This window comes from Komarekiella delphini-convector SJRDD-AB1 (assembly GCF_014831675.1).
GTDB lineage: Bacteria > Cyanobacteriota > Cyanobacteriia > Cyanobacteriales > Nostocaceae > Komarekiella.
On sequence record NZ_VJXY01000005.1, the window covers coordinates 127675 to 140846 of the forward strand.

The following is a 13172-nucleotide window of genomic DNA, read 5'->3' on the forward strand; positions in this document are numbered from 1 at the left end:
TTATCCATTTTTCCGAAACCCAAAACCCGACGCTGAAAGCATCGCGGGAGTGTAGTTTTAGTTTTTCGACTTAATCATGAATCAAGAATATGGGAAAAGTATTTGCCAAAAAACCAGAATTTTTGCCGGATAAGAAAAGCCGAGTTATTCATTTTGGATAAAGTCGAGCTTAGTAGTTCTCTTTAAACTCAATTATCTTGACTGATAACTGTTTACTGTTTACTGTTTACTGTTTACTGATAACGCGCCTGCTACTATATTAGTTTTCAGTTGTCAGTACTCGCACTCTTAGCTCGACTTTATCCATTTTTCCGAAACCCAAAACCCGACGCTGAAAGCATCGCGGGAGTGTAGTTTTAGTTTTTCGACTTAATCATGAATCAAGAATATGGGAAAAGTATTTGCCAAAAAACCAGAATTTTTGCCAGATAAGAAAAGCCGTTGATTTGAGAAGTAGATAAGCAGGGTAATTTCCCATCGGACAAAATTCATACAAATAAATAATGGATTACAAAAGCAAAAGCTTCCATAATCCATTGTGGGAAAGAGCAGGACATAAGCCGGGTTCTGTTCTCTTTCAAGGGCAGTTATCTATCTGGGACGCCTGTTACCAGACGCCTCAAGCGGCTCTTTTGGAGCGGAACTGGTAAAAGACCAACCGTAGTTCCTTTCGCCTTGCTTCCAACCGGGGTTTACCGAGCCAGCGCCTCTCGACGCTGCTGGTGCGCTCTTACCGCACCTTTGCACCCTTACCCTATTCAGTTATCAGTTATCAAGTATTAACTGTTTACTGTTTACTGATAACTGTTCACTGAAAAGGCGGTATCTTTCTGTGGCACTATCCTCACGATCGCTCGCACTGGACGTTATCCAGCAAGTTTGGTCTTTCGGAAGCCCGGACTTTCCTCAAACCAGCCACTATGACTGATCTGCAACTGCCTGCGCCTACTCCTTGCCAAGATCCAGTGTAATCTTTGGATGGCATCGTGCGTCTGGTTGGGATTATTTCTTTTTATTCCAAGGTAGAGCGTATGTCCAAGGTAGTTTCCTGATAGTGAAAGGACAATTGATAATGCACATTGGGGGGACATTAACACCTGGTACTAGACCTACACGCACCTCAGATATCCTTAGCACCAGTTGTAGAGAAAATTCCAACTCCTTTCTTCTATTTATGAAGTCGTTGTACAACTTTTTTTGCGGTGGCCCACCAGATTTCAGTCCAGTAATATTAATTAAAGGTTTTTTTGCTGTGTAAGTTCCAGTTACTTGATCGCGCTCAAAAACATTTTCTGATGTCACCGTTTCCGTAAGTGTTTTTTTAGGAACAATCAAGCTGGGACTTTGTGGTACAGCTAAGTCGCGAGTTAAGTCTGGTGATTTGCGAATTACGCGCCGTGATTCTTTACTATGTTCGACTACTAAAGAACTATTATCCCAATCAACGTATACGGCAATATTTTCGGATTTATTTTCAATACTAATCAGCAAATCTTTGAGATCGTCAATTGGGTATGAGGACTTAAGTTTACAGCTAATCCCTATTTGGTCTTGAAGATTTTGTTCTTTGAGTTGTTCATCAACGTCTCCTTTTTTAAACTCAAACTTCACTTGATCGTCGATTGATTCAATCATCCGATTGAAGACATAAGAGACACCAATAATATAAAGTGTCAAAACTACTAAATTCTGGTCACTGCTATTATTTTGCATTCAAATATATAAACTCCATCTGATGATTTTGTATATTCGACTCAGAGCGCGATCGCCAATCTTTAATCACGCTTAATTGTCGAAGAATTTTCCAGCCAGCCCCGTTGCCAGAATAAGAATAGCAAACCAAATCCAATTACTGCCATAACTGCCAAGCAAATCGGGTAGCCCCAATACCAATTCAATTCAGGCATATTATATGGCGACTTTTCAGTATTAAAGTTCATTCCATATATACCGGCAACAAAAGTCAGTGGAATAAAAATTGCTGAAACCACTGTTAGTAGTTTCATGACTTCATTCATTCTGTTACTCACTGCCGAAAGGTAGACATCCATCAATCCAGATGCCAGTTCTCGGTAAGTTTCTACCATATCCATCACTTGCACTGCATGGTCATAACAGTCTCGTAGATAGATTCTTACCTCTTCACTAATAAGTTCACTGCCATCTCGAATTAAGGAATTAATTGCATCTCGTTGAGGCCAAATTGAGCGGCGCAGTTGTAGTAACTCTCGCCGAATTTGATAAATATTTTGTAGTGTTTGTCGGGTGGGGTTAGCTATTACTTCCTCCTCTAACTCTTCGATGCGATCGCCATAAAGTTCTAGTACGGGGAAAAAGCCATCAATGATTGCATCTAATAGAGCATAAGCTAAATAATCGGCTCCTTGCTTACGGATGATGCCTTTACCTTTTTCAATTCGCGATCGCACCCCTTCAAAGCAATCATGCTCTGGTTCTTCTTGCACAGTGAGTAAGTAATGTTTCCCCAATATCAAACTTACTTGCTCACTATAAAAACCACATGTTCTTTCTTTTGGTACTACCATGCGAGCAATAAACAGCAATTGGTCTTCATAATCCTCTACTTTGGGACGCTCTGGTACATTCACCACATCTTCTAAAACCAGAGGATGTAAATCAAAAACTTGACCCAATCTTTGTAATATATCTTGACTGCCTAAACCTTGTACGTCCACCCAAGAAACGGATGCAGTATCCAAATATGGGACGCACTCCTCCGGGGCTGTTATTTGGTGGCGGATGACATTAGTTTGGTTATAGTCAATCAAAAAAATGACCGGTGGTGGAGCATCTGCATCAACAATGATAGTTCCTGGTAAAGTCCCTGGATGATGATAGAACTCATCTCCATGTTGCTTAGTTACCAATCTGGCAAGGCGGCGTAGTTTTCGTGCCATAGAGTTTTACTTAACAGGCATTGGTTAGGGGTGAGACGGGATTAATTGCGTCTGTACAGGAGTTAAGAGCTTTTTATATTTTGAATGCAACTTGGTATGACAATGTACTAAATTGCCTCTGAAACAGCAACGGTATAAAAAAACAGTTTGCCTTGGCAAGACAAACTGCATAAAGTACTTATATTAATTCTGGCGGGTACAAAAACGGCTGCCAAATTTAATCGCTAATGGACTACATCATGCCCATGCCGCCCATGCCGCCCATACCACCCATACCGCCCATACCGCCCATGCCGCCCATATCAGGCGCACCACCAGCAGGTTTCTTCTCAGGTTTTTCAACGACAACGGCTTCGGTGGTTAGAACCATACCAGCAATCGAAGCGGCGTTTTGCAAGGCTGAGCGCACAACTTTAGCAGGATCGATGATGCCTATGGCAATCAAGTCTTCAAAGTCTCCGGTAGCAGCGTTGTAACCAATGTTAAATTCGGTGTCCCGAACTCTGGAGACAATGACAGAACCTTCGCCACCGGCGTTTTCTGCTATTTGACGTAAGGGAGCTTCTAGTGCTCGCCCAACAATCTCAGCGCCGATTTTTTCTTCGTCATGGAGACTGTTTTTAAACACTTCTACGTTTTTGGCCAAGTGAATAAGGGTTGTCCCACCACCAGGAACGATACCTTCTTCCACAGCAGCTTTAGTAGCGTTTAGCGCGTCTTCAATCCGCAGTTTGCGGTCTTTGAGTTCGGTTTCTGTGGCCGCACCCACTTTAATCACGGCTACGCCACCAGCTAGCTTGGCGATGCGTTCTTGGAGTTTTTCTTTATCGTAGTCAGAATCAGTTTCTTCCAACTGCTTGCGAATTTGAGCAATCCGCTTTTGCACTTCCGGCTTAGTGGTACTGCCAGCTACAATTGTGGTGCTTTCTTTGTCAATGCTGATTTTGCGGGCAGTTCCTAGCGCTTCCAAAGAAGCAGTATCCAAGCTTAAGCCGATTTCTTCAGAAATCAACTGTCCGTCGGTGATAATAGCAATATCTTGTAACAAAGCTTTGCGGCGATCGCCAAATCCAGGTGCTTTGATCGCAGCTACGGCAAGTACACCCCGCGCTTTGTTTACTACTAAAGTTGCCAAAGCATCACCTTCGACATCTTCAGCTACAATCAGCAAGGGTTGACCTAAACGGGCAACTTTTTCCAGCACTGGCACTAAATCCTGGATACTGCTGATTTTCTTGTCAGTAATCAGGATGCGGGCATTTTCAAACTCTACTATCTGCCGTTCGTTGTTGGTGATGAAGTAGGGAGAGATGTAACCCCTGTCAATCTGCATCCCCTCAACAACTTCTAGTTCGGTTGTCAGGGATTTAGATTCTTCAACGGTAATTACACCGTCTTTAGTGACTTTCTCCATTGCCTCGGCGATCATACTGCCGACTTCTTCATCATTACCAGCTGAGACTGTGGCAACTTGGGCGATCGCACTTCCTTCCACTGGTTTAGCCACATTGGCAATTTCTTGTACCAGTGCCTCAATAGTTTTGTCGATTCCGCGCTTCAAGCTAACTGGATTAGTACCAGCCGCGACATTCTTCAAACCTTCACGAATCAAAGCCTGTGCCAAAACTGTAGCAGTTGTAGTACCATCTCCAGCAACATCTTTGGTTTTTGATGCCACTTCTTGGATAAGTCTTGCACCAGTATTTTCCAAAGGATCTTCTAATTCAATTTCTTTGGCAACAGTGATACCATCGTTGACAATTTGGGGTGCGCCAAATTTTTTCTCTAAAAGGACGTTGCGACCTTTGGGGCCTAAGGTGATTTTTACGGCATCGGCAAGGGCGTTAACACCCCTTTCCAGCGCTCGCCGCGATTCCTCGTCAAATGCAATAATTTTCGCCATGTTTTATTTCTCAAGCGCTTCCATTAGACAATTTAGCACTCACAGGTCAAGAGTGCTAATCTTCCCACCAACTCAAGTTACAAATAGAAACAAAAAAATTGATTAATATACAGTTGATGCTCATATTAAATACTGGCAGTAATGCCTAAATTGGGAGATGAATCTAGACAACTCCCTTAAGTCCCTTGGTATTGCCGATCCTAGCGGCACCGGCTGGTTGGCAGTAGTATTTACATTTCTCTTGGCTTGGCTTGTAACGTGGCGTTTGATTCCGACAGTACGTAAATTTGCCTTGCGGGTGGGTTGGGCTGACCAACCTAACGCACGGCGACTCAACCGAGAACCTTTACCTAATGCAGGGGGGTTAGCTATCTACGCGGGAGTGATTGCCGCACTGGTACTAGCTAGCCTTTTACGGCCAATCGAACTCCAAAACGTATTAGCTCAGGTTTTAACTATTTTGTTGGGGGGTTCGATATTAGTACTTGTTGGCTTTATCGACGACCAGTTCGGTTTACCTCCCTCTGTTCGCTTGTGGGCGCAAATTATCACGGCACTTTTGCTGGTTGCTAATGGCATCAGCATTAAAGTCGCTTTTGGCACTCCAATTGACTCGCTGCTGTCAATGTCGCTGACGGTACTTTGGGTAGTAGGTATTACCAATGCCATCAACTTAATGGACGGAATGGATGGCTTGGCGGGAGGAATCAGCTTTATCACCGCCATGAGTTTGTTAGGGGTTTCAGCTCAGTTTGACAATCGTGCGGCAGCAACCTTAGTTCTGGCAGCCTTGGGGGGTGGGGCACTGGGCTTTTTACGCCACAACTTCCACCCCTCGCGCATCATTATGGGTGATGCTGGAGCATACTTTTTTGGCTATGTACTGGCAGCGACCAGCATTTTAGGCAGACTTCAACAAAACACAGTCTATGCACTTATACCGACAGTTTTATTTCTGCTGTTGCCAGTGCTGGACACTACTCAAGTATTTGTGCGGCGGTTACTGGCGGGAAATAATCCTCTGAGTACTCCTGGCAAAGACCACCTGCACCACCGTTTACTTGCTTGGGGACTCTCCCAGCGTCACGCTGCGTTCACTCTGTGGTCAATTACTCTGGTTTGCAACTTGCTGGCTATGAGAATACAAGGCATGAGCGCAGTCGTGATGCTTACTACCGCCAGCAGCATTATCATTTTGTTAGGTTTTACTGTCTGGCAAAGAATGCGGCAGCAATCCTGAGTGCTGAGTGCTGTTTAGGCCATTACCATGCCGCCATCGACATTAAAAACTTGTCCAGTGATGTAGGTGGCGGCGGGATCAGCGGCGAGGAAGCGCACCATACCAGCAACTTCTTCTGGTTGACCGTAACGACCCAGAGGGATATATTTCAGAATTTCATCGGCTTTGAGATCGTTTGTCATGTCGGTGACGATGAAACCAGGGGCGACGGCGTTAACTGTAATGCCACGGGAAGCAAGTTCTTTGGCAACGGTTTTAGTAAAGCCGATGACACCTGCTTTAGCAGCGCTATAATTTGCCTGACCTGGGTTGCCCATTTGCCCAGCAACGGAGGCAATATTGATAATTCGCCCGGAACGTTGCTTGAGCATGATTTTACTAACAGCACGGGTACACAAGAAAACACCAGTAAGATTAAGATCTATTACGGCTTGCCACTCTTCTGGCTTCATCCGCAAAAGCAATGTGTCACGAGTAATACCCGCATTATTAACCAAGATATCGATGCGTTTAAACTTTTCTGTGACTGTGTTAATCAGTGAGTCTACTTGGTCGATTTTAGAAACGTCAGCTTGTAAAGCGATGGCTCCGCCAACGCCTTCGGCGAACGCCTCAGTTCCCGCTGCCGTAATTTCCGCAACTAAATTGTCAGCGGCAGCACTAGAACTGGCATAATTGACAACTACGTTGGCTCCTTGTGTGGCTAATTCAAGTGCGATCGCTCTGCCAATTCCTCGTGAAGCACCTGTGACAATTGCTACTTTTCCTTGCAGGGGTTGTAAATTTTTGTTTACGTCTTCCATGAAATATTCCTCAACATTTTTGAATCACCGCGCTAATTATCTTATGGTGATTAGTACCTAGAACTTATAGGGTTTTGCAGAAAGTTTTAATTGCAATGCGTTAGCGACTCTTAGATGGCTGTAGGGTTTACCAACACAATACTTTTCGTCGATTAAAGCAGAAAGGTTCAAGACAAACTGAGAGGAACATTAAGCTCATCCCACCTCTAAAAGGGTATGAAGACTGTTGACTGTTAACCGTCAACCGTCAACTGTTAACGGCGTCGGTGCGTCTTTCATCCCATCTCTAGAAGAAATGGGTTTTCCCGACACCTTTTTATAAAAACAAAATGATGTTACACCGATTCTAGATAGCACGCATTACTATTGAAATCAAACAATAAAATAATCGGTGTGTATTACATGGCTACTAAAAAGCAATTCAACAGCTTTGAAGAGATGTTGTCTAGTTCTGATGTACCTGTGTTGGTAGATTTTTATGCTGACTGGTGTGGCCCTTGTCAGATGATGGTGCCAATTTTAGAGCAAGTCAATGCCCAACTTCAAAATCGCTTGCGTATAGTCAAAATTGACACTGAAAAATACGCTGAGTTGGCAACTAAGTATCAAATTTATGCTTTACCAACCTTGGTACTATTTAAGCAGGGTCAACCTGTAGAACGGATTGAAGGTGTAATGCAAGCAGCGCAGTTGGTAGAATATCTACAAACAATTATTTAAACTATAAACGGGTAAAAGGTAAAGGGCAAAGGGCAAAGGAATGAATCAGGTCGCCACGCCACTTGTTCCATAATTTCATTTGCTTTTTATCTTTACCCCTTTCCCTTCTTTTATAAAACCTTAAGCAAATATTAAGTATATGTGCTTATATGTCTTGAGTAAGTAGTTTAGGAATTGAGGCGATTGATATTGTAGATATATAAAAATATATTGACGAGTGAAGCAAGTTATGAGTAGGAATCCTCAAAGGCCTGCCAATGCGAGTATTTGGGCGAATATTGACTTTGATAAGGTTAAACATAGAATAAGTACAGTAACTTTCAAGATTGAGCGGGTCATACAAAAGTATGAACTTCCCACTAAAATTGGAAAACTAAGCAAAAGAAATAATTAGGTGATCTACAGCGCGATTGTCCCTATTCTTAATTACGGCAAGAATTAAATTTTACGACTGCTGACTTTGAAATATTAAATTAGATTTCAAATGTGCTTAATTTTGGTGGTAAATTCTCTTAAGAACGTCGTACATTTAAGCAACACCATTCTTTCCTTTTCCATAGGGTAGCAACTACCCAACCATGTTTCTCCAAGGCATCAGCTACAGCTTTGGATTGATCAAGTAAAATTCCACTGAATATACCCCAAGTAGTGGGTTTGGCGATCGCACTCATTTGGGGAACCAACTCAATAATCACATCAGCTAAAATATTGCAGACGATACCATCTACTGGATTCTCAACCAGTTTTGTCAAAATGTCTACACTTCCTTGTTTTGGTATCAACTTTTCTAGACTGATGTCGTTAAGTGCGCGATTGCTGATAGTTGATTTTACTGCTAAGGGGTCAGTATCCACTGCATAGACTTTCTCAGCTCCTAGCAGTATCGCCCCAATGGAAAGGATACCGGAACCACAACCAATATCTGCGATCGCTTGTTGATGTTTGTCACTACTACCAACGAAAGATTGAGGAACTTCACCTAAACGCATTTCTAGAGATTCCAGACATAGCTGAGTGGTAGCGTGATTGCCTGTACCAAATGCTACACCCGGATCAAGACGAATGATTAACCGTTCCGACGCTTCTGGTGAAGGTAGCCATGCGGGGTTAATTAGGAAGCGATCGCCTATTTCTTGAGGATGCCAATATTGTTTCCAACTACTCGCCCAATCTTCTTCATCAATCAACTCCCAGTGCAGTGTCGGGGATGACAGCCCTATACAGAGGGCATCTTGACGCAGCCACAGCGATAGCGCGGCTAAATCTAGTAACTGTGCTTGAAAATTTGGTAGGTAAGCCTTTACCAGAGAGGAATTTCCTTTGCTCTCGCTAGCTGTCCCACGACAGCCAAAATTTTCCAGTCGCCAAAAGATGGAATCTTCTAGGTCTGGCTCACATAAAACCTTTAGTTCCCACCAAGTGTTTGCCATATTTTAGTGCTGAGTGGTGTTAGCAGTAGCGAGGCGTTTAGCCAGTGCTGAGTACCAAGTGGTGAATAATGAGTGCTGTTAGCGTACCGGGGCGTTTAGCCCGTACTGAGTTTGAGAGAGTTGTGAGTACGAGTTATCAATTATTAGTTATACTTTTCACTCTTAACTCCTAACTTTTTCTTCACTCAGCACTCACTACTCAGCACTCAGCACTTTATAGAGTTACTGTATACGCGTCTCTGATACCTGGCACTTTGATAATCTCAGCCAAAATTCCGTCGGGTAAGGGATCATCAATGCTAAGAGCCATTACCGCGTCACCACGGACGATTTTGCGGCCTACCTGCATGCTGGCAATATTGACATTAAAACTGCCGAGTAAAGAACCAAGTTTGCCGATAATACCTGGCATATCACGGTGCAGGGTAAACAGCATATATTTGCTGGGTGGAACGTTAATCGGGAAACCATCAACATCGGTCAGGTGGATTTCCCGCTCACCCAGTAAAGCGCCTGTGACAGAATGAGTACCTAAAGTACCTGTGGCTTGCAGATGCAACGATCCGGCATAGTCTCGAACTGAGGCGTCGCGTGTTTCAATCACTCTAATTCCTCGTTCTTTGGCTTCTATACTGGCATTGACGTAATTTACTCGTTCCCGCAGAGCTTGGTAAAGTAGTCCTTTAAGGGCAGCTACTACCAAAGGCTGACTCTTGTTGGTTGCTAGTTCGCCTTGCATTCGGACATTGAGTAATTCTACCCGTCCACCAGCTAGCTGTCCCACTAGGTTCCCTAGGGTTTCTGCTAACTGCATGTAAGGTTTGAGTTCTTCTAACACATCAGGGCCGAGTCCAGGAATATTCACCGCTGAACGCGCTGGTAGTCCTAAAAGCACATCCCGAATTTGTTCGGCAACGTCAATTGCTACATTTACCTGGGCTTCTGTCGTGGAAGCTCCCAAATGGGGGGTGAGGATAATTTCCTTTCCTAGCGATCGCAAGTCAGATTCTCCTAGTGGTTCTGACTCGAACACATCCAAGGCTGCGCCCGCTATTCTACCTTCTTTAATAGCTGCTGCTAAAGCCTTTTCCTCAATGATGCCACCACGAGCGCAGTTAATAATCCGGGCTGTGGGTTTCATCTTAGCCAAAGTTATGGCATTGATTAAGTGAGTGGTTTCTGGTGTTTTAGGGATGTGTAAGGTGATATAGTCTGCTTGCTGGAAAAGCAAATCCAGCTCCACTAACTGACAGCCAATTTGTTCAGCTCGTTCTGTGGAAATAAAAGGATCATAAGCTAGTAGTTTCATCCCCATTGTCTTAGCCACAGCGGCAACATGGGAACCAATTTTACCTAAACCGACAATGCCTAGAGTTTTTTTGTAAACTTCCGCGCCAATAAAGCTATTGCGATCCCACGCGCCGCGTTTCACTGAAGCATTCGCATCAGGGATGTGACGAGACAAAGCCAACATCATAGCAAGGGCGTGTTCGGCAGCGGCAATGGTATTTCCTTCTGGAGAATTGACTACCACAATTCCTCGACGCGTGGCTGCGGGAACATCCACGTTATCTACACCTACACCAGCCCGACCGATGACTTTTAGCTGGGTAGCAGCATCGATGATTTCTTTGGTGACACGTGTACCAGAACGAATCATCAGCGCGTCATATTCACCAATGATTTCTACCAGTTCTTCTGGTTTTAAGCCTGTTTTGACATCAACAGTAGCAACTTGGGAAAGAATGTCAATTCCCGCTTGATCAACAGTATCGGAGACAAGAACCTTAGACATGATTACTTCATTTAAAGCTACAGGTTTTGCTGCACAAGACTTTTTAGTTTAGTCTTTATCCGTCGCAATTCAGCAAAAATTATTTGTTTTAATATCAAGCCAACCTTTAATATCAACTTAACTTTAACTCTGCTTTATGCTGATAGTATCAGAGTATCAGTTACAAAGGTAATATGGCACTGCCTCCAAGTATCTAAAAATAAGTAGCTGTTTGTACTACCCCATGGCTAAATATAAATCATAAGTAGCGACAAATAGTATATATGTTTATTAATAGCTAAGAGTTACCAAAATTTCCCAGATTGGTACTTCATTAGATTTGTGTGTCATGTATTACTAAAAGGATACCCAGGCTACAAGAGTGCAAATAACTGCGGTGAGCCAAATACAGGCTAGTATCCTTTGAGTTTTGATAAAACTAGCCATGTTAGCGTACAACTTGCCGAGGAACTACCCGATGATGAGACGCCTGTAAACAATGAACTGCAAGAATTGATACCAGGATTGCTGAAAGCAATACTCTTGATACTTAAAGTCAACATTGTAAAAAAAAAGATTGGTCAACAGTCAACACTCAACACTCAACAGCTTTTCCACTGGGTGCAAACTGTCAGTGAATAAAAATTATTTATTTTTAGGAATGACATTCCTGATTCCACTTTTAGTACTAACAGTATCACCTTTGTAACGAGGGATAATGTGAATACTAGTGTGCATAATATGTTGACCAGCTTCTCGATTTATGTTCATTCCTACATTGAAACCATCAGGTTCAAATTCGGTTTTGAGAACTTTTTGTACTTTGTTCACCATAAGCCAGCAAGCAGATTGTTCTTTAAAGGGTAGCTCAAAATAACTCCTAACATGACGTTTAGGAATCACCAAAACATGCCCTTTACTTAGAGGATAACCATCAAAAATCGAGTAAGCAGTTGCAGATTCAGCTAATAATTTTAAATTTTTATAAGGATTGCAAAATATACACTTATTAGATGAATTATGCTGATGATTATAATGGATATACTCATAAAATTCTCGATTTTCATCTAAATAAATTGATTTAAAGGGAAGTTTTACAATACATTGATAGGTCGGTTTTTTATGTATATAATGTTCTCTAAAACCTTCTTTTTTAAGATCCCTTCTCACAACATAATAAGCTTTACCGCCTGGTTTTAATAGGTGTGATACTTCCATAAGAACATTAGCTTGTTCTTCAAACAACAATACATTTAAAACATAAAAGCAAATAATTGTATCAAATTTATCATGAGGATATTGTGTAAAATAATAAGGGTCATAACCTGTAATATCACAACCCTTTTGGCGCAACAATTTAACATCGTTACCAAAGCCACAACCAAAATCTAGTATTTTGCCTTGCAGCAAGTTTTGATTAAATAAAAACTGGGCAGGGAATGATAGGTAAGTTCTTTCTATTGCCGTGAGATGGCTAAATTGATTTTTTTGCTGTTTCATGAAACTTGAATATACGAGTGTGCTAAGTAACCAAGTACTAATGTACTCAGCACATACCCTCTCTTGCAAAGTTTATTACCCTTCATTCTTTTTATGCGATCGCATCAGGGTCAATATTTAGCTCGCGTAACTTAGCTGCTAAGATATCAGCACGCTGGCGTTCTTGTTCAGCACGCTGGCGTTCTTGTTCAGCACGCTGGTGCTCTTGTTCAGCACGTCGGCGTTCTTGTTCAGCTTGTTCGCTGCTCCACAGCAGTAAATTTCCTTCTCTATCCCACCAGCGCAGCCAATTTGTAGTTTGGCAAAGTCTTTCACCGTACCAAATTCCGAGAAATAACTCTAACTCAGGAATCCAAAAACGCCCATTAACATCTGCTTGCTGTAAAATATATTGTCCATTTTGCAAGCACCGCACTTCTAAACTGGGTTCGTAGGGGTCGTAGGTTACGTAGGTTGGAACTTTGAGAATCTGCTCGTAAAAATAGAGCTTACCGTAGGGTGGAGTTGAGCGGACTGATAATTCTCCACCCTCTGTATCTGACAAAAATTCCATCACCACAGCCACAGCAGCGCCTTCTAAATTTGGTGTATAACTACGACGTATCACATCAGCGGCTACAGGCTGCACTTGAGGGACGTAAAGCCAGTCTGGTGCTTTGACAACAATTTTTTTATTGACTGTGGCTACGAGTCCAAAATTAGAGCCAATCAACATCTGAGGTTGGATGCGTCCTGAGCTTCCCAAAGCATCGGTAAGCGCCGCAGCGAGAGATGGTTGCTGAATATTTTCCACTGGATCGTCAGGTAAAATGAAGTCGGCTGGAAGTGGCTCCCAAGTAACAGTTAGTTTTTTTTGGAGAGGGTGAACTTGTAGAACCATAGAA

The 13172-nt window shown here is 42.7% G+C and carries 11 protein-coding genes and 1 other RNA gene; 3 read left to right on the plus strand and 9 right to left on the minus strand.

Annotated features, from left to right (window positions below):
• Positions 1–541 precede the first annotated feature (541 nt).
• From rnpB to groL, 4 genes are all read right to left on the minus strand, one after another.
• Positions 542–952, minus strand: an RNA gene (rnpB, locus tag FNW02_RS06925) — RNase P RNA component class A.
• A gap of 50 nt (positions 953–1002) precedes the next feature.
• Complete coding sequence (locus FNW02_RS06930; protein WP_191756820.1) at positions 1003–1713, minus strand: hypothetical protein; 711 nt, start codon at positions 1711–1713, stop codon at positions 1003–1005.
• A gap of 62 nt (positions 1714–1775) precedes the next feature.
• Positions 1776–2918, minus strand: a complete 1143-nt coding sequence (gene corA, locus FNW02_RS06935) for a magnesium/cobalt transporter CorA (protein ID WP_191756821.1) — start codon at positions 2916–2918, stop codon at positions 1776–1778.
• Between the two features lie 232 nt (positions 2919–3150).
• A complete protein-coding gene (groL, locus tag FNW02_RS06940; protein ID WP_191756822.1) occupies positions 3151–4821 on the minus strand; it encodes a chaperonin GroEL in 1671 nt (556 codons plus the stop codon).
• Positions 4822–4978: 157 nt separating this feature from the next.
• On the opposite strand from groL, the gene FNW02_RS06945 reads away from it, so the two are divergent.
• Positions 4979–6061, plus strand: coding sequence for an MraY family glycosyltransferase (locus tag FNW02_RS06945; RefSeq protein WP_191756823.1), 1083 nt, complete (start codon positions 4979–4981; stop codon positions 6059–6061).
• Positions 6062–6075: 14 nt separating this feature from the next.
• On the opposite strand, the gene fabG is transcribed toward FNW02_RS06945, so the two are convergent.
• A complete protein-coding gene (gene fabG, locus FNW02_RS06950) occupies positions 6076–6864 on the minus strand; it encodes a 3-oxoacyl-[acyl-carrier-protein] reductase (RefSeq protein WP_191756824.1) in 789 nt (262 codons plus the stop codon).
• Positions 6865–7266: 402 nt separating this feature from the next.
• On the opposite strand from fabG, the gene trxA reads away from it, so the two are divergent.
• The gene (gene trxA, locus FNW02_RS06955) at positions 7267–7584 is read left to right on the plus strand and encodes a thioredoxin (RefSeq protein WP_191756825.1); all 318 of its coding nucleotides are present in this window, start codon (positions 7267–7269) and stop codon (positions 7582–7584) included.
• Between the two features lie 512 nt (positions 7585–8096).
• Here trxA and prmA read toward each other — a convergent pair.
• Positions 8097–9014 carry a 50S ribosomal protein L11 methyltransferase gene (prmA, locus tag FNW02_RS06960; RefSeq protein WP_191756826.1) on the minus strand — a complete coding sequence of 306 codons (918 nt, stop codon included), beginning with the start codon at positions 9012–9014 and terminating at the stop codon, positions 8097–8099.
• Between the two features lie 214 nt (positions 9015–9228).
• The gene (gene serA, locus FNW02_RS06965; RefSeq protein WP_191756827.1) at positions 9229–10809 is read right to left on the minus strand and encodes a phosphoglycerate dehydrogenase; all 1581 of its coding nucleotides are present in this window, start codon (positions 10807–10809) and stop codon (positions 9229–9231) included.
• Positions 10810–11211: 402 nt separating this feature from the next.
• On the opposite strand from serA, the gene FNW02_RS06970 reads away from it, so the two are divergent.
• Positions 11212–11430, plus strand: coding sequence for a hypothetical protein (locus tag FNW02_RS06970; RefSeq protein ID WP_191756929.1), 219 nt, complete (start codon positions 11212–11214; stop codon positions 11428–11430).
• A gap of 3 nt (positions 11431–11433) precedes the next feature.
• Here the strand turns inward: FNW02_RS06970 and FNW02_RS06975 are convergent, their stop codons facing one another.
• Together FNW02_RS06975 and FNW02_RS06980 are read right to left on the minus strand one after the other, a co-directional pair.
• Positions 11434–12288 carry an HIT family protein gene (locus FNW02_RS06975; protein WP_191756828.1) on the minus strand — a complete coding sequence of 285 codons (855 nt, stop codon included), beginning with the start codon at positions 12286–12288 and terminating at the stop codon, positions 11434–11436.
• A 91-nt stretch (positions 12289–12379) separates the two neighbouring features.
• Complete coding sequence (locus FNW02_RS06980) at positions 12380–13168, minus strand: Uma2 family endonuclease (protein ID WP_191756829.1); 789 nt, start codon at positions 13166–13168, stop codon at positions 12380–12382.
• Positions 13169–13172: the final 4 nt, after the last annotated feature.

Coding starts and splice junctions, on each gene's coding strand:
- FNW02_RS06930 (WP_191756820.1), bottom strand. CDS start 1,713: ATGCAAAATAATAGCAGTGACCAGAATTTAGTAGTTTTGACACTTTAT.
- corA (WP_191756821.1), bottom strand. CDS start 2,918: ATGGCACGAAAACTACGCCGCCTTGCCAGATTGGTAACTAAGCAACAT.
- groL (WP_191756822.1), bottom strand. CDS start 4,821: ATGGCGAAAATTATTGCATTTGACGAGGAATCGCGGCGAGCGCTGGAA.
- FNW02_RS06945 (WP_191756823.1), top strand. CDS start 4,979: ATGAATCTAGACAACTCCCTTAAGTCCCTTGGTATTGCCGATCCTAGC.
- fabG (WP_191756824.1), bottom strand. CDS start 6,864: ATGGAAGACGTAAACAAAAATTTACAACCCCTGCAAGGAAAAGTAGCA.
- trxA (WP_191756825.1), top strand. CDS start 7,267: ATGGCTACTAAAAAGCAATTCAACAGCTTTGAAGAGATGTTGTCTAGT.
- prmA (WP_191756826.1), bottom strand. CDS start 9,014: ATGGCAAACACTTGGTGGGAACTAAAGGTTTTATGTGAGCCAGACCTA.
- serA (WP_191756827.1), bottom strand. CDS start 10,809: ATGTCTAAGGTTCTTGTCTCCGATACTGTTGATCAAGCGGGAATTGAC.
- FNW02_RS06975 (WP_191756828.1), bottom strand. CDS start 12,288: ATGAAACAGCAAAAAAATCAATTTAGCCATCTCACGGCAATAGAAAGA.
- FNW02_RS06980 (WP_191756829.1), bottom strand. CDS start 13,168: ATGGTTCTACAAGTTCACCCTCTCCAAAAAAAACTAACTGTTACTTGG.